14 protein-coding genes are annotated in these 17,885 nt (G+C 64.1%); 9 read left to right on the top strand and 5 right to left on the bottom strand.

Translation table 11 applies throughout. The annotated features are described in order from the left end of the window. Positions 1 to 5 precede the first annotated feature (5 nt). Genes EYS42_RS02385 through EYS42_RS02370 form a run of 4 tightly spaced genes read left to right on the top strand, consistent with a single transcriptional unit; the run spans position 6 to position 4,288 of the window. Positions 6 to 536 (top strand): pilus assembly protein PilP, encoded by a 531-nt coding sequence (locus EYS42_RS02385; protein ID WP_245503468.1) that lies wholly within the window; start codon positions 6 to 8, stop codon positions 534 to 536. Next, positions 533 to 2,674, top strand: a complete 2,142-nt coding sequence (locus EYS42_RS02380) for a type IV pilus secretin PilQ (RefSeq protein ID WP_130966241.1) — start codon at positions 533 to 535, stop codon at positions 2,672 to 2,674. Before EYS42_RS02385 ends, EYS42_RS02380 begins: the two co-directional genes overlap by 4 nt. Positions 2,675 to 2,685: 11 nt before the next feature. Continuing rightward, the gene (locus EYS42_RS02375) at positions 2,686 to 3,729 is read left to right on the top strand and encodes a hypothetical protein (RefSeq protein ID WP_130966240.1); all 1,044 of its coding nucleotides are present in this window, start codon (positions 2,686 to 2,688) and stop codon (positions 3,727 to 3,729) included. 16 nt (positions 3,730 to 3,745) lie between these two features. Then, positions 3,746 to 4,288, top strand: coding sequence for a shikimate kinase (locus EYS42_RS02370; protein ID WP_130966530.1), 543 nt, complete (start codon positions 3,746 to 3,748; stop codon positions 4,286 to 4,288). A gap of 115 nt (positions 4,289 to 4,403) precedes the next feature. On the opposite strand, the gene EYS42_RS02365 is transcribed toward EYS42_RS02370, so the two are convergent. Then, positions 4,404 to 7,250, bottom strand: coding sequence for a valine--tRNA ligase (locus tag EYS42_RS02365; RefSeq protein WP_130966239.1), 2,847 nt, complete (start codon positions 7,248 to 7,250; stop codon positions 4,404 to 4,406). 144 nt (positions 7,251 to 7,394) lie between these two features. Between EYS42_RS02365 and EYS42_RS02360 the strand changes: the two genes are divergently transcribed. After that, the gene (locus EYS42_RS02360) at positions 7,395 to 7,841 is read left to right on the top strand and encodes a universal stress protein (RefSeq protein ID WP_130966238.1); all 447 of its coding nucleotides are present in this window, start codon (positions 7,395 to 7,397) and stop codon (positions 7,839 to 7,841) included. Here EYS42_RS02360 and EYS42_RS02355 read toward each other — a convergent pair. Together EYS42_RS02355 and EYS42_RS02350 are read right to left on the bottom strand one after the other, a co-directional pair. After that, positions 7,835 to 8,929, bottom strand: coding sequence for a M48 family metallopeptidase (locus EYS42_RS02355; protein WP_165456608.1), 1,095 nt, complete (start codon positions 8,927 to 8,929; stop codon positions 7,835 to 7,837). The two genes, EYS42_RS02360 and EYS42_RS02355, sit on opposite strands and share 7 nt — an antisense overlap. 19 nt (positions 8,930 to 8,948) lie before the next feature. Then, positions 8,949 to 10,124, bottom strand: coding sequence for a YjgN family protein (locus EYS42_RS02350; protein ID WP_165456607.1), 1,176 nt, complete (start codon positions 10,122 to 10,124; stop codon positions 8,949 to 8,951). Between the two features lie 105 nt (positions 10,125 to 10,229). Here EYS42_RS02350 and EYS42_RS02345 point away from each other — a divergent pair, with 105 nt between their 5' ends. Next, positions 10,230 to 12,713: a UvrD-helicase domain-containing protein gene (locus EYS42_RS02345; protein WP_130966235.1), complete on the top strand. Its 2,484-nt coding sequence runs from the start codon at positions 10,230 to 10,232 to the stop codon at positions 12,711 to 12,713. 21 nt (positions 12,714 to 12,734) lie between these two features. On the opposite strand, the gene EYS42_RS02340 is transcribed toward EYS42_RS02345, so the two are convergent. Together EYS42_RS02340 and EYS42_RS02335 are read right to left on the bottom strand one after the other, a co-directional pair. Further along, the gene (locus EYS42_RS02340) at positions 12,735 to 13,364 is read right to left on the bottom strand and encodes a response regulator (protein ID WP_130966234.1); all 630 of its coding nucleotides are present in this window, start codon (positions 13,362 to 13,364) and stop codon (positions 12,735 to 12,737) included. After that, positions 13,361 to 14,551 carry an ATP-binding response regulator gene (locus tag EYS42_RS02335; RefSeq protein ID WP_245503467.1) on the bottom strand — a complete coding sequence of 397 codons (1,191 nt, stop codon included), beginning with the start codon at positions 14,549 to 14,551 and terminating at the stop codon, positions 13,361 to 13,363. The genes EYS42_RS02340 and EYS42_RS02335 overlap by 4 nt, the downstream gene beginning before the upstream one ends. Before the next feature lie 256 nt (positions 14,552 to 14,807). On the opposite strand from EYS42_RS02335, the gene EYS42_RS02330 reads away from it, so the two are divergent. The 3 genes from EYS42_RS02330 to EYS42_RS02320 all read left to right on the top strand — a co-directional run bounded on the left by EYS42_RS02330 (position 14,808) and on the right by EYS42_RS02320 (position 17,872). Next, on the top strand, positions 14,808 to 15,176 hold the full coding sequence (locus tag EYS42_RS02330) for a hypothetical protein (RefSeq protein WP_245503466.1): 369 nt from the start codon (positions 14,808 to 14,810) through the stop codon (positions 15,174 to 15,176). 98 nt (positions 15,177 to 15,274) lie between these two features. After that, positions 15,275 to 15,637: a response regulator gene (locus EYS42_RS02325; protein WP_130966232.1), complete on the top strand. Its 363-nt coding sequence runs from the start codon at positions 15,275 to 15,277 to the stop codon at positions 15,635 to 15,637. Positions 15,638 to 15,694: 57 nt separating this feature from the next. Next, positions 15,695 to 17,872, top strand: coding sequence for a chemotaxis protein CheA (locus EYS42_RS02320; RefSeq protein WP_130966231.1), 2,178 nt, complete (start codon positions 15,695 to 15,697; stop codon positions 17,870 to 17,872). The last annotated feature ends 13 nt before the right edge of the window (positions 17,873 to 17,885 follow it).

Raw genomic sequence — 17,885 nt, 5'->3', positions numbered from 1 at the left:
CCCTCATGAAAAGTGGCCTGTCGTGTCTGGCTGTGATGCTGGCCTTGGGGCTGACGGCATGCACGGGCGAGCTGGATGATCTGGACCAATGGATGGAAGATCAAAAGCGATTGACGCCACCGAAGGTCGAGCCTTTGCAGTCACCCCAGCGCTTCGATCCCCAGCGCTATGAGGTGATCGATCTGGTGGAGCCTTTCAGCCCGCAGAAACTGATCGCCGCAAACCGGCAAGAGTCAGCCCAACCGAGCGCGCTGGTGGCCGCGGAGCTGAACCGGCGGCGTGAGCCACTGGAAGCTTTCCCGCTGGACACCGTCCGCATGGTGGGCAGCGTGGTGCGTAGCGGCACGCAGTTTGGCCTCCTCAAGGTCGACAACCTGCTCTACCAGGTCAAGGTGGGTGACTACCTCGGACAGAACTACGGAAAGATCATGAAGATCACCGAGACAGAGATCAGCTTGCGCGAATACGTGCAGGATGCTTCAGGCGAGTGGATCGAGCGCCCCGCCGCATTGCAGCTTCAGGAGGGCGCACAGTGAGCCATCGACAACATTTCCTGGCCGCAGTTTGCAGCGTGGCCTTTGCCGCCAGCGCCGTGCAGGCTGCTCCGGCCATCCAATCGGTCACGGCGTCGCAGGTGGCCGGCACCGATGTGTTGCGCATCGAGCTGTCCGAGCCGCTTGCCTCGGTGCCATCGGGCTTTGTCATCCAGTCGCCAGCCCGGGTCGCCATCGACCTGCCAGGCGTCAGCAACGGCCTGGGTCGTGGGCAGATCGAGGTCAACCAGGGCAATGTGCGCACGGTGAATGTGGCACAGGCAGGGGAACGCACCCGTCTGGTGCTCAACTTGCGCAACCCATCCAATTACACGGCCACCATCAAGGACAAGTTCCTGATCGTGACGCTCGACAATGGCACGCAGGCCGCCAGTGACACGGCCGCCGCTCGACAGGACGGCGGCACCACACGATTTGCTGAGGCGCGTGCCGTTCAGACTTCACCCATCAAGGATCTGGATTTCCGCCGTGGTCAGGACGGTGCGGGTCGCGTGGTGGTGGAGTTGCCCAACAGCAATGTCGGTGTGGACATTCGCCAACAGGGCAAGAACCTGGTCGTCGAGTTTGCCAAGACCTCCCTGCCCGAGAAACTGCGCCGTCGGTTTGACGTCAATGATTTTGGCACCCCGGTGCAAAGCTTCAGCGCCACGCAGGTGGGTGATCGTGTCAAGCTCGTGATCGACCCCCGAGGCGATTGGGAGCATTCGGCCTACCAGAGCGACAACCAGTTCGTGCTGGAGGTTCGCAAGCAGAAGATCGACCCCAACAAGCTCACCCAGGGGCCTGGCTATGCGGGTGACAAGCTGTCGCTGAATTTCCAGAACATCGAAGTGCGTGCGCTGCTGCAAGTCATTGCAGATTTCACCAACTTCAACGTGGTGACCAGTGACTCGGTCACGGGCAATGTCACGCTCCGTCTGAAAGACGTGCCGTGGGACCAGGCTTTGGACATCATCTTGCAGTCCAAGGGGCTGGGTGTTCGCAAGTCGGGCAATGTGCTGTGGGTGGCGCCCAAGGACGAAATCAACGCCAAGGAAAAGATGGACCTCGAGGCCAAAGCCCAGGTCGCAACCCTTGAGCCATTGCGCACCCAGTCTTTCCAGCTCAACTACGTGAAAGCAGAAGAGCTGTCCAAGGGGCTGATCGGCAAAAGCGATGGCGACAGCGGGACGTCGTCGACCAAGATCCTGTCGCCTCGTGGCAGTGTGCTGTTTGAAACCCGCACCAACCAGATCTTTGTCAACGACATCCCGTCCAAGCTGGAAGAGATCCAGCAGCTGATCGCCAAGATCGACATCCCGGTTCGCCAGGTGATGATCGAAGCACGCATTGTCGAGGCCGATGACAAGTTCGGTCGTTCGCTGGGGGCCAAGCTCGGTGCCCACGACATGCGCGGTTACCAGGGTGGGGTGCCAGGCTACAAGGTGGGCGGCAGCCAGGTGGCGGTGTCGGGTACCTACCTGGGCGTGGGTGAGCAAACCTTGCAGGCCGAGATCACCGAACGCTCTTACCTGCCCAACACCTATTTCGTGAACCTGCCCGCGGCCGCGCAGAACGGCTTCAGTGCGGCGTCGGTGGCACTTTCGCTGTTTGGTGCGGGGTCCAACCGTTTCCTGAACCTTGAACTGTCGGCCCTGGAAGCCGACGGTCGCGGCCGCATCGTTTCGAGCCCGCGTGTGATCACGGCCGACCAGGTCAAGGCGCTGATCGAGCAAGGCACCGAGTTGCCCTACCTGACGGCTTCGTCCAGCGGGGCTACGTCCATCACCTTCCGCAAGGCCAACCTCAAGCTGGAGGTCACGCCGCAAATCACACCGGAGGGCGGCATCATCCTCGACGTCGATGTGAACAAGGACAGTGTGGGCATTCAGACCCCTGCGGGCTACGCCATCGACACCAAGCACGTGCAGACCCAAGTGCTGGTGGAAAACGGTGGCACCGTGGTCATCGGTGGCATCTTCATCCAGGAAGAACGCAACGACGAACAGAAGGTGCCTTTGATTGGTGACCTGCCGGTGGTGGGGCACCTGTTCAAGAACACGGCCAAGACCTTGAACAAATCAGAGTTGCTGATTTTCCTGACGCCACGTGTGGTGTCTGAGCGCAGCGCTTTGCGATAACGGGAGTGGTGATGATTCAGAAAAAAATGAAGTTGGCTGTCAGCATGCTGGCGGTGGCCAGCATGCTGTCTGCTTGCGGTGGCGGCGGGGATGCGGGGACGCCGAAGTACACATCGTTGGCGAATGCTGGCACCAATGAAGGTCTGGCCAGTGTCAGCACCGGCAAGGTGACTCAGAAAGGCATCAGCATTTCGGTCAGTGACTTCGCGCCTGACTGGAGTTTCGATGGTTCGAGCACACGGGTCACGGTTCGTTTGGTGGACACCGCAGGTAACCCGGTGCCTCCAGGGGTGAAAGTCCAGTTTTCAGCCTCTGGTGGTGCCATCACCAAATTTTGCACGACAGGAACCATCACCTCCGGTGAGTCCGCCGCGAGGGACAGCACAGGCTGCTCGGTCACTCTCACGACCCAAGATCCAAGACCAGCCAACGGAATTGTGGCCATTGTGGCCTGGGTGGTTGGAGAAGAAGCCTATTACGACAGCAACAGCAATGGTCGCTATGACGCCGGTGAGAAGTTCTTCGAGGGTGGAGAACTGTTTCGTGATGATGACGCTGATGACATCTTCACGCCTGGCGTCGATGGTCTGAGGGTAGCCGCGGTCGACGGTACGGGTAACATTGGTGTGGGCAGCGCGACCTGTGTGCGAGATCTGGAAGCTGCTCCGAACGAGCGTCCTCTGTCTGTCGACAACACCTGTGATGGTGTGTGGGGCCCGACCTTGGTGCGTGCGCATGCTTATGTGTCAGTGGCTGACCCGAGGAGGTTGGGCTTGGCGCTGACCACCAGCAATCCGGGCGCTACATCGTCTGATGTTGTGTTCTACAGCAGGTCACTCGATGGCAATGTGTTCACGATGGCGCCCACAGGCTCCACAGTGGCTGTTTCGGGCTCTGGGTGCACGCCGACTGTCACGCCCGAAACGGTGAGTGCCACAGGTGCCGCTCCGACTGTTCACACGGTCAATTACGCCGGCTGTGCGTCGGGTTCCAAGGTGCTGGTGACAGGCTCTTCGGGCAATAACTTTACAAACCTGGAAATTACGGTTCCCTGACGCTGTGATTTCTTTGATCGGTCTCCCCGGCGGTGGCAAATCCACCGTCGGCAAGCAGTTGGCACGCAAGCTCGGTGTTCGCTTTCTGGATGCGGACTCCGTGCTGGAAGAGCGGATCGGCATGCCGATCCGTTCGTATTTCGAGCAGCACGGCGAAGCTGCCTTCCGTGATCTGGAAGAGCAGGTGATCGACGAGCTGACGCAGTTGCCCGCTGGCCACCCTGAGGCGGGTCGTGTGTTGGCCACAGGTGGCGGTGCCGTGCTGCGGGAGGTCAATCGCCAACACCTGAAAGACCGCACCACGGTCGTGTACCTCCGCTCCAGCCCCGATGAGTTGTTCCGGCGTCTGAAGAATGACACGCAGAGGCCCTTGCTGCAGGTGGGGGATCCTTTGGCCAAGTTGCGTGAGCTGTATGCGCAGCGTCACCCGCTGTACGAAGAAACCGCCCATTACTCGGTCGATACCGGGCGGCCTTCGGTGGCGACCTTGGTCAACATGATCCTCATGCAGTTGGACCTGGCCGGCAAAAGCGGCCCGGGAATGCCGTCCGAGTCCTGACTGTTCGAACCGGCTGATTGGTGCTGGACCAGGCCCATGAAAAAAGCCCGCTGAGTCAGCGGGCTTTTTTGTGTCTGCCCGGCCGGCCTGATGTGCAGCCGGGCAGAGGGGCGCATCAGCCCAGTCGGCTGAGCTGCTCTTTCACGCGGGCCAGCGTGGCACCGAAATCGGCCACGCGGGCCTTTTCCTGTTCCACCACCGCAGCGGGCGCGCGGGCCACGAAGCTTTCGTTGCCCAGCTTGGCCTGTGCCTTGGCGATCTCGCCTTCCAGTCGGGCCACTTCCTTGGTCAGGCGGGCCTTTTCGGCTTCCACGTCGATCTCGACGTGCAGCGCCAGGCGGGCTTCACCCTGCACGGCCACAGGGGCCATGGTGGTGGCTTGGGCAAAAGCGGCTTCGTCCAGCAGCTTGACTTCGCTCAGCTTGGCCAGGGCCTTGATGACGGGGGCTGCCTGTTCGATGAAGGCGGCGTCACCCGTGGTGAGCAGGGGCACGCGCTCGGCGGGCGACAGGCTCATTTCGCTGCGCAGGTTGCGGGCGGTGCCCACCACGGCCTTGAGCTTGGCCACCCAGGCGTCTGACTCGGCGCACACGCGGCCCAGGTCAGGCTGCGGGTAGGCGGCCAGCACCAGGGTGTCGTCGCTGCCTTCGGCCTTGCGGCCGGCCACCGGGGCCACCACCTGCCACAGCTCTTCGGTGATGAAGGGCGTGATGGGGTGCAGCAGGCGCAGCACGGTTTCCAGCACGCGAATCAGGGTGCGGCGGGTGGCGCGGGCGGCGGCTTCGTTGCCAGAATCTTTGGCGGCGTTCAGCTGGGCCTTGGCGATCTCGATGTACCAGTCGCAGTATTCGTCCCACACGAACTGGTAGATGGCGTTGGCCACGTTGTCGAGGCGGAACTCGGCAAAGCCTTGTTCCACGGCGGCTTCCACGCGCTGCAGTTCGGACACGATCCACTTGTCGGCCGGGCTGAACTGCAGGTAGCCACCGGCGGCGCATACGCCCGGCTCATGCGTCTTGAGGCCACAGTCCTGGCCTTCGGTGTTCATGAGCACGAACTTGGTGGCGTTCCAGAGCTTGTTGCAGAAGTTGCGGTAGCCCTCGCAGCGCTTGGAGTCGAAGTTCACGGCGCGGCCCAGGCTGGCCAGCGCCGCGAAGGTGAAGCGCAGCGCATCGGCGCCATAGCCGGGGATGCCGTCCGGGAATTCCTTCTCGGTGGCCTTTCGCACCTTGGGCGCGGTCTCGGGCTTGCGCAGGCCGGTGGTGCGCTTGTCGAGCAGGGGGCCCAGTTCGATGCCGTCGATCAGGTCGACCGGGTCGAGCACATTGCCTTCCGACTTCGACATCTTGTTGCCCTGCGCATCACGCACCAGGCCGTGGATGTACACGTGCTTGAAAGGCACCTTGCCGGTGAAGTGCTTGGTCATCATGATCATCCGGGCGACCCAGAAGAAGATGATGTCGTAGCCGGTGACCAGCACCGACGAAGGCAGGAACAGGTCCATTTCCTTCGTCTGCTCGGGCCAGCCCAGGGTCGAGAAGGGCACCAGCGCCGACGAGTACCAGGTGTCCAGCACGTCTTCGTCGCGGGTGAGCTCGCCGATGTAGCCGGCGGCGGTGGCTTTGGTGCGGGCTTCGTCTTCCGAGCGGGCGACGAACACTTCGCCGTTGCTGCCGTACCAGGCCGGGATCTGATGGCCCCACCACAGCTGGCGACTGATGCACCAGTCCTGGATGTTCTTCATCCACTGGTTGTAGGTGTTCACCCAGTTCTCGGGCACGAATTTCACGTCACCCGATTCGACGGCCTCGATGGCCTGCTCGGCGATGCTCTTGCCTGTGGCACCGGGCTTGGTCATGGCCACGAACCACTGGTCGGTCAGCATGGGCTCGATCACCTGGCCGGTGCGGGCGCAGCGGGGCACCATCAGCTTGTGCTTTTTCACCTCGACCAGCTGGCCGTCGGCTTCGAGCTGGGCCACGATCTGCTTGCGGGCCACGAAGCGGTCCAGGCCCACATACGCTGCCGGGATGTCGCTGGCTTCGTGGGCGCTGACCTTGGCTTCCAGGTCGAAAATGGTCAGCATGGGCAGCTTGTGGCGCAGGCCGACCTGGTAGTCGTTGGTGTCGTGGGCGGGGGTGACCTTCACCACGCCGGTGCCAAACTCTTTGTCCACGTATTCGTCGGCGATCACGGGCACCAGGCGGCCGGTGATGGGCAGCTTGACCTGCAGGCCGATCAGGTGGGCGTAGCGTTCATCTTCCGGGTGCACCATCACGGCCGTGTCACCCAGCAGGGTTTCAGGGCGGGTGGTGGCCACGACCAGGGTGTCGGCGCTGCCGTTGACCGCATAGCGGATGTGCCACATCGAGCCGTCTTCTTCCTCGCTTTCGACTTCGAGGTCGGACACGGCCGATTTCAGGATGGGATCCCAGCTCACCAGGCGCTTGCCGCGGTAGATCAGGCCTTCTTCGTGCAGCTTGACGAAGGTTTCCGTGACCACCTTGGACAGCTTGTCGTCCATGGTGAAGTATTCGTGTTCCCACGAGACCGAATCGCCCATGCGGCGCATTTGCTGGGTGATGGTCGAGCCGCTTTGCTCTTTCCATTCCCAGATCTTGGCGACGAAGTTCTTGCGGCCCAGGTCGTGCCGGTTCTGGCCCTTTTCCTGCAGCTGGCGTTCCACCACGATCTGGGTGGCGATGCCGGCGTGGTCGGTGCCGGGCACCCACAGCGTGTTGTGGCCCTTCATGCGGTGGTAACGCGTCAACGAGTCCATGATGGTCTGGTTGAAGGCGTGGCCCATGTGAAGCGTGCCGGTCACGTTGGGGGGCGGCAGCTGGATGCAGAACGAGGGCTTGGACGCGTCGAGCGTGGGCTTGTACAGGCCGCGCTGCTCCCATTGGGGGCCATATTTGGCTTCAATGGGGCCGGGTTCGAAGGATTTGGCGAGTTCGGTCATGCGGGCATTTTAATTGGCGCCACCCTGTCCAGACCGTTCTGCACATGGCAGAAGTTTGATCTGGCCCGGTGGTGCCGGGTGACTGTTCGCCGTACCATGGGACAAAAGCCCGTGGGTTGCGGGTTGCGCCTCAAGGAGTGAGCCATGTACGAGCATTTGCTGGTGCCGGTGGACGGCAGCGATCTGTCGTTCAAGGCCATGGACCACAGCGTCGGGCTGGCCAAGATGCTGGGCGCCCGCATCACGGGTTTCACGGTGGAGTTGCCCCTGCCTTTGCTGTTGGGAGACCCAGGCGCGGTGGCATTTTCTGCCGAGATGCTGCAGGAGCACCAGGCCCGAAGCGAGCAGCATGCGCGCAAAGTGCTGACCGAGTTCGGGCACCGTGCGCAGGCAGCCGGCGTACCTTTTGACGGGCAGTTCATGCTGACCGACCAGGTGGCCGATGCCATCGTGGACATGGCGCGGCGTGCCGAGTGCGACCTGATCGTGATGGCCACGCACGGTCGCCACGGGCTGGACGCTTTGATCAATGGCTCATTGACCAAGAGCGTGTTGTCGCACAGCCAGATCCCGCTTCTGGTGGTTCACTGAGCTGGCGCGGCCTGGCTGAAGCGTTTGATGCGTTCATGCGTGGCAGGATGGCTGCTGAAGGCGATGCCCAGCCAGGAGTTGTCTGCGGCATCGTCAGGCGCTCGACCGTGTTTTTCGAGGCGTTCGAACAGGGTGGTCATGACCGCCGGTGAAATGCCGTTGGCCTTGAGCACGGCGATGGCGCTGTCGTCGGCCTCCCGCTCCAGCTCGCGCGAGTAGGCCATCTGGCCCAGCAACACAGGCAGCGCGCTCACCAGGCCACTGAAGTCGCCCAGGGCGGCCGAGGCCATCAGACCCAGGGCGCCCGCCTGGAACAGCTGGCGCACGCTGTGGCGGGCCTGCACATGACCCCATTCGTGGGCCAGCACGCCCAGCAGCACGTCTTCGCGGCGTTCCACCAGGTCGACCAGTTCGTCGGTGAGCACCAGGGTGCCATCGGGCAGGGCCAGCGCGTTGGGCCCGATGCGCGATTGTCGGAACACCACCGACACGGTGGCGCTGTGGTCCCAGCGTGCGGTGGTGGCTGGGTGGGCGGGTTGAAGGCGGTGTCGGTCAAGCGCCTGCTGGAAGCGCTGGGCCAGTTGCTGCCGGTAGGCCAGCGGTAAACGGCTGGGCCGCATCAGGCGGCCGTCCAGTTCAGCCAGCGCGCGTTGGCCGATGGCCTGGTCGACCGATCGGGGCGCGAAGGCGACGACCTCACGGGCTGCCCAGGGCAGGCCCCATTGCCACAGGGCGCCCAGCAGCAGCACCATGACCACGGCGGCCCCCAGGGTGGCGCGCCAGCTGAGCTGGGCTTTTTCGACCCAGCGACCCTGGTGCCCGGTGGCTTGCAGCCAGGCGTCCCACTGGCTGGGGGCCATGGCCTGGAGGCTGCCGCCATCGGGCAGCTGCGCGATGCGGGCCCCGTGCCGGGTCCGCTCGGGCCACCGCACGCTGCGCATGGGGTAATGGTTCAGGGTGTGTCCGTCCTGCGGAGAGCGCAGGCACAGGGTGTCACCTTCGACCTGCAGCAGCACCCGGTTGGCACGGGCGCTGCGCCCGTCGAACCAGTGGGCTTCCAGGCTGGGTGTGGGGGGCAAGGTGGCCATGGTGTGCGTGGACGTGGCGTCAAAGCCCGATGTCGAAGCCTGCCAGGTCCAGCGCTGCATCGCCGGCGGCATCGGGGCGCCCGCTTTGCAGCTGCGCCGTGAGAGTGTCCGGGTCCATGCGCAGGTGCACGGTGATGGCTTCGAGTTTCAGGCGGGCCAGGGCAATCTGGGCGAACGGCCAGTACAGGCCCAGTGTGAGCACCGTGAGCACCCAGTTCAGCACCGTGCGGCGAAACAGCGCCCCGAAGCGCAGGTGGCTTTTGAAGCGCACCCAGCGGCTGCCGGTTTCGTTCCAGAGCAGGTTCTGCATCAGGGTCTGGAAAAAGGGCACTGGCACGAACTGCGCCAGGAAAATGGCCACCACCAGCAGGGGCAGGAGGCGTTTGGCCGCGGCAGCACCGCCGCTTTCGGCACCGCCCAGCAGGGCGCCACCGGCCAGCACGCCACCCACCACCACGATGGCCAGCAGGGTGCCCAGCGAGACAATGCCCGTGCGCATGAACACCTTGAACACATCACTGAAGGTGGCGCGCCAGTGGGTTTGCAGCGAGGCAAAGCCGTAGTGGTCGTGCTGGTAGCGCTTCAGGCAGTAGTAGGCGTAGGGTGCCGCACCGTACACACCCAGCAGGCACAGGCCTCCGAGCAGTTTGGTCAGCACCGCGTCGGTGGCCAGCAGCGCAACCCCCAGGGTGCCCAGTGCGGCCATGGCCGCCAGCGGCTTGCCGATGACCAGGTAGGCGCCTTTCAGGCTGCCATGGAACTGGAAGCGCAGGCCGCGCCAGCTGGTGTGCCCCAGCCGGTAGATGAGCGAGGCGCGCATCAGGGCAGGCCACAGCAGCACGAAGGCCAGGGTGGCCACCCCATAGGCCACAGGCGACACATTGCCGGCCCAGTTGTACAGACCCAGGAACACGACCATCAGCAAAAAGCCCCGCAGCATCTGCTTGGGGTCACCGTGGAAGTCGAGTGCATGGCCTGCCACCTGGGTGTTGCGGTAGAAGTACTGCAACTTGCGCACCCGGGCCCAGGGGTAGTACAGGCCCAGGGTGAGGAACATCAGCAGCAGGTTGACGATCCAGATGCGGAAGTATTCGCTGCCCGAGCCGGTGAACACCAGGGCATGGCGGCTGATGGCCACCGGTGGCAGGGCCGGGCTGGTGACCGGTGGCGTGTCCGACAAAGGGGGCAGGGACATGGCGCGCTTTCGGGGCTCTCTGATTTGTGTGTGCTGGCCTGAACAGATCCCAGCGCTTGTCGTCTGGCAGCGTCCGGGCGCCATGGGGCGCCTAGAATTTCGAAAATGAGTTCCGATCTGTTCGACCCCTTCCATTCTGGCCCAGACCAGGCCCTGTCCGATTCCCCCTTGCTGGCGGGGCTGAACCCGGAGCAGCTGGCCGCCGTCACGGCGCCCCCGGGGCCGAACCTGGTGCTGGCCGGCGCGGGCTCGGGCAAGACCCGGGTGCTGACCACCCGCATCGCCTGGCTGCTGCAGACCGGTCAGGCCACGCCCGGCGGCATCATGGCCGTGACCTTCACCAACAAGGCGGCCAAGGAAATGCTGACCCGCCTGCAGGCCATGCTGCCCATCAATGCCCGCGGCATGTGGATTGGCACCTTCCACGGCCTGTGCAACCGTTTTTTGCGCGCGCACTACCAGCTGGCCCACCTGCCGCAGGCTTTTCAGATCCTGGACACGCAAGACCAGCTGTCGGCCGTCAAGCGCGTGATCAAGGGCCTGAAGTTCGACGAAGAAAAAGTGGTGCCCAAGGCCACCACCTGGTTCATTGCCAACGCCAAGGAAGAAGGCAAGCGCCCGCGTGACCTGGTGCCGCGTGACGACCTGGGCCGCATGCAGCTGGAGGTGTACCAGGCCTACGAAGACCAGTGTCAGCGCGAAGGCGTGGTCGATTTTGCCGAGCTGATGCTGCGCACCTACGAGATCTTGCGCGACAACGCGCCGGTGCGCGAACACTACCAGCGCCGCTTCCGGCACATCCTGGTCGACGAGTTCCAGGACACCAACAAGCTGCAGTACGCCTGGCTGAAGATGTTCTCGGGGCGGCCTGATGTGAATGGCTGCAGCGTGATGGCCGTGGGCGACGACGACCAGAGCATCTACGCCTTCCGCGGCGCGCAGGTCAGCAACATGGCCGATTTCGAGCGCGAGTACCGCGTGCAGCGCGTGATCAAGCTGGAGCAGAACTACCGCAGCCACGGCCACATCCTCGATGCGGCCAACGAGCTGATCGCGCGCAACAGCAAGCGCCTGGGCAAGACCTTGCGCACCGACCAGGGCCAGGGCGAGCCCATCCGCATCTACGAGGCGGCCAGTGACTTCGCCGAGGCCCAATGGCTGGTGGATGAGGCCAGGCAGCTGCGCCGCGAGGGCGGGCCACTGCACGAGGTGGCCTTTTTGTACCGAAGCAACGCGCAGTCGCGGGTGATCGAATCGGCGCTGTTCAACGCGGGCGTGCCCTACAAGGTGTATGGCGGCCTGCGATTTTTCGAGCGGGCCGAAGTCAAGCACGCGCTGGCCTACCTGCGCCTGATCGAGAACCCCAACGACGACACCAGCTTCTTGCGGGTGGTGAACTTCCCGGCGCGGGGCATTGGTGCCCGCACGCTGGAGCAGCTGCAGGATGCCGCCCGCATCAGCGGCCGCAGCCTGTACCAGAGCGTCACGGCCGTGCCCGGCAAGGCTGGCGCCAACCTGGCCGCCTTCAATGGCCTGATCGACGCCATGCGCGAGGCGACGGCCGGGCTGACGCTGCGCGCCATCATCGAACACGTGGTGCAGGCCTCGGGGCTGGCCGATTTCTACCGCACCGAAAAAGAAGGCCAGGAACGGCTGGAGAACCTGGCCGAACTGGTGAACGCGGCCGAGGCCTTCGTGACCCAGGAGGGCTTTGGCAAGGACGCCGTGGCCATGCCAGTGGACGAGGGCGCGGGTGCAATAGCCCAGGGGCTGCCCACCGCGGTGGCCCGGGTGGACGTGCTGCCCGATGCCGAGACCGGCGAGATCATTTCGCCCCTGGTGGCCTTCCTGACCCATGCGGCGCTGGAAGCGGGCGACAACCAGGCCCAGGCCGGGCAGGACGCCGTGCAGCTGATGACGGTGCACGCAGCCAAGGGCCTGGAGTTCAACAACGTGTTCATCACCGGGCTGGAAGATGGCATGTTCCCGCACGAGAACTCGATGAACGACGGCGAGAGCCTGGAAGAAGAGCGCCGGCTGATGTATGTGGCCATCACGCGGGCGCGCAAGAAGCTGCACATCAGCTTCTGCCAGACGCGCATGCTGCACGGGCAGACGCGCTACAACATCAAGAGCCGTTTCCTCGATGAGCTGCCCGAAGCCAGCCTGAAGTGGCTCACGCCGCGCAACCAGGGCTTTGGCTCAGGTTATGCCAAGCAGTACCAGGACGCCTGGGCCTCGGGCAAGGGCCTGGGCTCGGTGGTGGGAGCTGGCGCGCAGCCCTGGCGCTCGGGTGGTGGCCAGGGGAGCGGATACAACGGTGGATACAGCGGCGGCCAGAAGTGGGCCGAACGCCGTCCGCAAGACGAGTTCAAGGATCTGACCGCGCCCATGCCCAAGGCCATGGCGGCCAACCGCAGCGAAGGTGGCTTCAAGGTGGGCCAGCAGGTGTTCCACAACAAGTTCGGCGAAGGTGTGGTGCTGACCCTGGAGGGCAGCGGCCCTGATGCGCGGGTTCAGGTGAACTTCGGCCGCCACGGCAGCAAGTGGCTGATGCTGAGCGTGGCCAAGCTCACGCCGATCGAGTGAGCGGGGAGGGGCCCGGGCCCCTCAGACCAGGCCGTTGCGGATGGCGTAAACCGTCAGCTCGGAATTGTTGGTCAGCCCGAGTTTTTCCAGCACCCGGGCGCGGTACACGCTCACGGTCTTCGGGCTCAGCAGCAATTGCTCTGCGATGTCCGACAGGCGCTTGCCCGAAGCGATCATCACCAGGGTCTGCAACTCGCGGTCGGACAGCTTCTGGTGCGCGTCCTCGGGTGCCGGGGCCGTCAGGTTGTCCACCAGCATCTGCGCCATCTCGGGCGTGACGTACTTCTTGCCCTGTGACACGGTGCGCACGGCCGCCACGATCTGGGCCGCATCACTGCCCTTGTTCAGGTAGCCACTGGCGCCGGCCTTCAGGGCCCGCATGGCGTACTGGTCTTCGGGGAACATCGAGACCACCAGCACCTTGATGGGCATGCCCTCTTCCTTGAGCACATGCAGCACGTCCAGGCCACTGCGGCCGGGCAGGTTGATGTCCAGCACCAGCACGTCGCAGCTTTTTTCGCGCAGCAAGGCGCGCAGCTCGCCGTAGTCGCCGGCTTCGCCGACCACGTCGATGTCTTCGGCGTCGAGCAGGGTGTCGCGGATGCCGCGGCGGATCAGGGCGTGGTCGTCACAGAGGATGACTTTGATCATGGTTGCGACCAGACGGTGGGATCATCGGGATCAAGGTCGGCGTAGGCCGAGTTCGTGCCCAATTCTGACCCAAGCGCATCGATGAATCCGTTTTCAGGACCTGAAAGAGGCACGGAAAGGATCAAGGTTGTGCCTTGTGCACCACTGCTGAGGTCGACCCAGCCGCCCACGTTCTCGGCGCGTTCCTTCAGGCCGCGGATGCCGAAGGACCGGGCCTTGGCCAGATCGTCGGTGTTCAGGCCCCTGCCGTTGTCGCTGATTTCGAGCGACAGCACGCCGCCGGCCACGGTCAGGTCCACGCTGACGCGGCTGGCCTGCGCGTGCTTGGACACGTTGGTCAGGGCCTCCTGGCAGAAGCGGTAGGCCACCAGGGGCACGGAGGGCGGCAGTTCGGGCTGCTCGTGGCTGGTGCGGAACTCGGCCACGATGCCGGTGCGCTTGGCGAAGCGGTCGGTCATCCACTGCAGGGCCGCGATCAGGCCTTGCTCCAGGATGGCCGGGCGCAGGTTGTGCATGATGCGCTGGCTGGCTTCGTGGGCCATGGCGATGGCCTCCAGCGCCTGGCGGGCCCGCTCGGCCACGGGCGAGTGTTCGTCCACATGGCGCAGGATCCAGGCGATGTCGAACTTCACGGCCGTGAGGGCCCCGCCCACGTCGTCGTGGATTTCCCGTGCGATGGCTGCGCGTTCCTGCTCGATGCTGCCCTGGAGGTGCTGCGCCAGCTCGCGCAGCTGCTGGCGGGACTGGCTCAGCGCCAGGTCGGCCTGCTGCTTGGCAATCCGGGTGCGGTTGGCCTCGATGGCCAGCAGGGCGGCCGGGGCCAGGCGGGCCAGGTTGCTCTTGAGCAGGTAGTCGTTGGCGCCATTGCGCATGGCCTGCACCGCGATGTCTTCCCCGATCTCGCCCGACACCAGGATGAAGGGCACCAGCTTGCCCACTTTGCGCACCTTTTCCAGGGCAGCCAGACCGGAATAGCCCGGCAGGTTGTAGTCCGACAGGATGATGTCCCAGTCTTCGAACAGGGCGTCGGTCAGGCCGTCTTCGTCCTCGATGCGGTGCAGGTCGGCATCGATGCCGCCTCGGCGCAGGTGGGCTGCCACCAGCGCGTGGTCGGCGTCGTTGTCTTCGAGGTGCAGCACCCGCAGTTGGACGGGCGCCGGGGCGGTGTCGGAATGGTCTGGGGCCACAGGCTGACTCACGATCCAGGGATATGTGCCAAGTTTTGCCGGGACATCGGCACTACTTGGCAAACGCCGATGTGAAAAATTCTAGCAACCGGCCGACCTTACAGACTGTGATTCTTCATCGAGGGGTGGCCGCGAAGCAAAGCCCCTTGTTCAACAGGTGAGTGGAGTCGTGATGCACACCAACGAAGCGCCTGAAGTTTCGGCACCCCCGCGAGAGATTTCGCTGCTGGTCGCTGCCGATCTGCAGGACCATCTCATGACAGCGACGAATGACCTGGAACGCCTCCAGCGCCTGATCGATGACGCCTATGTGGTGCTGATCGATGGCTTTCAGGGCGCGGCGCACCAGCTGGGCTCCGCCATTGACGAGGGCAAACATGATTCGCCTTCTCTGCAGGAAACCTTGCAGACCCTCTACAAGGCCGTGACCGCTCTGCAGTTCCAGGACATGGCGTCACAGCTGATCGTGCACACCAACAAGCGATTGCGCAGTTGTGCCGACCAGATCGCGCGCGATGCCATGGGCGATGACCCCGATGGCATGGCCGTGGTGGAAGAGCTTCCGCTCAAACCCAACCCCGTGACCCAGGACGAAATGGACGCGGGCTCGGTCGAGTTGTTCTGAGCGCTCAAGTTCAGCCACCACGTGCCGAAAAAGTCGTAAATCGTATTTAGGTTGCAGTTCTGCCTGATTTTCCAGATACATCCCTCTCGGAGATGACCATGCATTCGATCCTTGCCGTTGATGACTCTGCTTCGATGCGCCAGATGGTGTCGTTCACGCTCAAGAGTGCCGGCTACAACGTCGTCGAGGCCGTGGACGGCCAGGACGCATGGGAGAAGGCCGGCGGACGCACCTTCGACCTCGTGCTCACCGACCAGAACATGCCCCGCATGGACGGCATCAGCCTGACCAAGAAGCTGCGCGAATCGCCGCAGTTCAAGGCCACGCCCATCCTGATCCTGACCACCGAGTCGAGCGACCAGATGAAGCAGGCGGGCCGCGCTGCTGGTGCCACCGGCTGGCTGGTCAAGCCCTTCGACCCGAACAAGCTGATCGAGGTGATCCGCAAGGTCATTGTCTGACGGCCTCTGCGCCTGTCACCCAGCATTTCTCAGGATTCAGGACCAGGGGAGCCAGTCATGGCAGAAACCAGCATGGACAGCAGCTCGGCATCGGCCGGGATCGACCTCAGCCAGTTCTATCAGGTCTTCTTCGAAGAAGCTGGTGAGAACCTCGAGCAAATGGAGCAGCAATTGCTCGAGCTCGACGTGACCGCGGCCGACGACGAAGAGCTGAACGCCATCTTCCGCTGCGCGCACTCGATCAAGGGTGGGGCCGCCACCTTCGGCTTTGCCGACGTGGCCGAGCTGACCCACCAGATGGAAACATTGCTCGACAAGCTGCGCCGCCACGAACTCACGCCCACGCCTGCGATGGTGGACGTGCTGCTGCAGTCGGGTGACGCGCTCAAGGCGATGCTGGCACGCCACCAGGGCTCCGGCGGTGCCGAAGTGGACACCACCGAGTTGCTGTTCAACATCCGCGCCATGGTGTCGGGTGAAGCCCCTGCCACACTGCCCACCGCACGTCCTGCTGCGGCTGCTGCACCCGCCTCGGCCCCCGTGGCCGCGCCTGTGGCGGCAGTTGCCGCAAGCCCCAGCACCCAGCCCGCCCCGACCACCGGTCAGCGCGTGGTCGAGCTGCAAGTGGGTCCTCTGAGCAACCCCTCGCAGGCCGACAACCTGCTGGAGTTGTTCAAGGAAATCACCGACCTGGGACAGATCGAGGCCTTGCCCGATGCGCCCGAACTGGCCGGTGTGCGCCGATTCAAGGTCAGCACCGCCACCCCCGAGTCGGACATGATGGATTTGTTCACCTTCCACGTCTCGCGTGAGCAGGTGAAGTTCGTGGCCTTTGCCGATGGTGCGGCCACCGTGGCACCGGCTGCCGACCCCGGCTACGGCTTCTTCGAGCCAGAGGCAAGCCCGGCCGTTGCAGCGGCTTCGCCCGAAACCGGTTACGGCTTCTTCGACAACGCGCCGGGTGCACCCCAGCAGGCCGCCCCGGTGGCCGCCGCGCCGTCGGCCACCTCGGCGCCGACCCCGGCTGCCAAGGCCGCACCCAAAGCCGACAAACCTGCCGCTGCGGGCCTGGAGGCCTCGACCATCCGCGTGTCGGTCGAGAAGGTCGACCAGCTCATCAACCTGGTGGGCGAACTGGTGATCACCCAGGCCATGCTGGCCCAGAACAGCCGCTCGCTCGACCCGGTGGTCTACCAGCAGCTGGTGACCGGCCTGACCGATCTGGACCGCAACACCCGCGACCTGCAAGAGGCCGTGATGTCGATCCGGATGATTCCGATGTCGACGGTGTTCAGTCGCTTCCCGCGCATGCTGCGCGACCTGGCCAACAAGCTGGGCAAGAAGGTTGAGCTGGTGACGCAGGGCGAAGCCACCGAACTGGACAAGGGGCTGGTCGAGAAGATCACCGACCCGCTGACTCACCTGGTGCGCAACAGCTGCGACCACGGCATCGAAATGCCGGCCGATCGCATCGCCACCGGCAAGCCGGAAGTGGGCACCATCACCCTGGCGGCCTCGCACCAGGGCGGCTCGATCGTGATCGAAGTGCGTGACGACGGCAAGGGCCTGTCGCGCGAGAAGCTGCTCAAGAAGGCCCGAGAAAAGGGCATCGACGCGCCGGACAGCCTGACCGACCAGGAGGTGTGGAACCTCATCTTCGCGCCAGGTTTTTCCACTGCCGAGCAGGTCACCGACGTGTCGGGCCGCGGGGTAGGCATGGACGTGGTCAAGAAGAACATCACCTCGCTGGGCGGTACGGTCGAAATCGACTCGGCCGAAGGCTACGGCATGCGCGTGGCGGTGCGGCTGCCCCTGACGCTGGCCATCATGGACGGCATGAGCGTGGGTGTGGGCGAAGAGGTCTACATCCTGCCGCTGTCGTCGGTGGTGGAGAGCTTCCAGGTCAGCCCCGAGATGATCAAGACCGTGGGCGGCTCCGGCCGGGTCGTGGAAGTGCGCGACGAATACATGCCGGTGATCGAGCTGGAAAAGGTGTTCGATGTGCCCCGATTCGATTGGGAGCACAACAGCGGGATCATGGTGGTGGTCGAAGCCGAGAGCGGCCGGGTGGCTGTGCTGGTCGACGAGCTGCTGGGCCAGCAACAGGTGGTCGTCAAGAACCTGGAAACCAACTACCGCAAGGTCAATGATGTGTCGGGTGCCACCATCATGGGCGATGGCCGCGTGGCCCTGATCCTGGATGTGGCATCCCTGGTGCGCCGTTCGCGCCACTGACTGGAGACGAGAT

Source organism: Aquabacterium lacunae (assembly GCF_004310865.1).
Lineage (GTDB): Bacteria > Pseudomonadota > Gammaproteobacteria > Burkholderiales > Burkholderiaceae_C > Aquabacterium > Aquabacterium lacunae.
Note: the sequence above shows the minus strand (reverse complement) of the source record. Positions and strands in the feature narration are given on the sequence as shown.

What these genes read in the sequence shown, in the direction of transcription:
- EYS42_RS02365 (WP_130966239.1), bottom strand. Translation starts at nt 7,250, where the DNA reads ATGACCGAACTCGCCAAATCCTTCGAACCCGGCCCCATTGAAGCCAAA.
- EYS42_RS02375 (WP_130966240.1), top strand. Translation starts at nt 2,686, where the DNA reads ATGATTCAGAAAAAAATGAAGTTGGCTGTCAGCATGCTGGCGGTGGCC.
- EYS42_RS02325 (WP_130966232.1), top strand. Translation starts at nt 15,275, where the DNA reads ATGCATTCGATCCTTGCCGTTGATGACTCTGCTTCGATGCGCCAGATG.
- EYS42_RS02320 (WP_130966231.1), top strand. Translation starts at nt 15,695, where the DNA reads ATGGCAGAAACCAGCATGGACAGCAGCTCGGCATCGGCCGGGATCGAC.
- EYS42_RS02355 (WP_165456608.1), bottom strand. Translation starts at nt 8,929, where the DNA reads ATGGCCACCTTGCCCCCCACACCCAGCCTGGAAGCCCACTGGTTCGAC.
- EYS42_RS02345 (WP_130966235.1), top strand. Translation starts at nt 10,230, where the DNA reads ATGAGTTCCGATCTGTTCGACCCCTTCCATTCTGGCCCAGACCAGGCC.
- EYS42_RS02330 (WP_245503466.1), top strand. Translation starts at nt 14,808, where the DNA reads ATGACAGCGACGAATGACCTGGAACGCCTCCAGCGCCTGATCGATGAC.
- EYS42_RS02350 (WP_165456607.1), bottom strand. Translation starts at nt 10,124, where the DNA reads ATGTCCCTGCCCCCTTTGTCGGACACGCCACCGGTCACCAGCCCGGCC.
- EYS42_RS02360 (WP_130966238.1), top strand. Translation starts at nt 7,395, where the DNA reads ATGTACGAGCATTTGCTGGTGCCGGTGGACGGCAGCGATCTGTCGTTC.
- EYS42_RS02385 (WP_245503468.1), top strand. Translation starts at nt 6, where the DNA reads ATGAAAAGTGGCCTGTCGTGTCTGGCTGTGATGCTGGCCTTGGGGCTG.
- EYS42_RS02340 (WP_130966234.1), bottom strand. Translation starts at nt 13,364, where the DNA reads ATGATCAAAGTCATCCTCTGTGACGACCACGCCCTGATCCGCCGCGGC.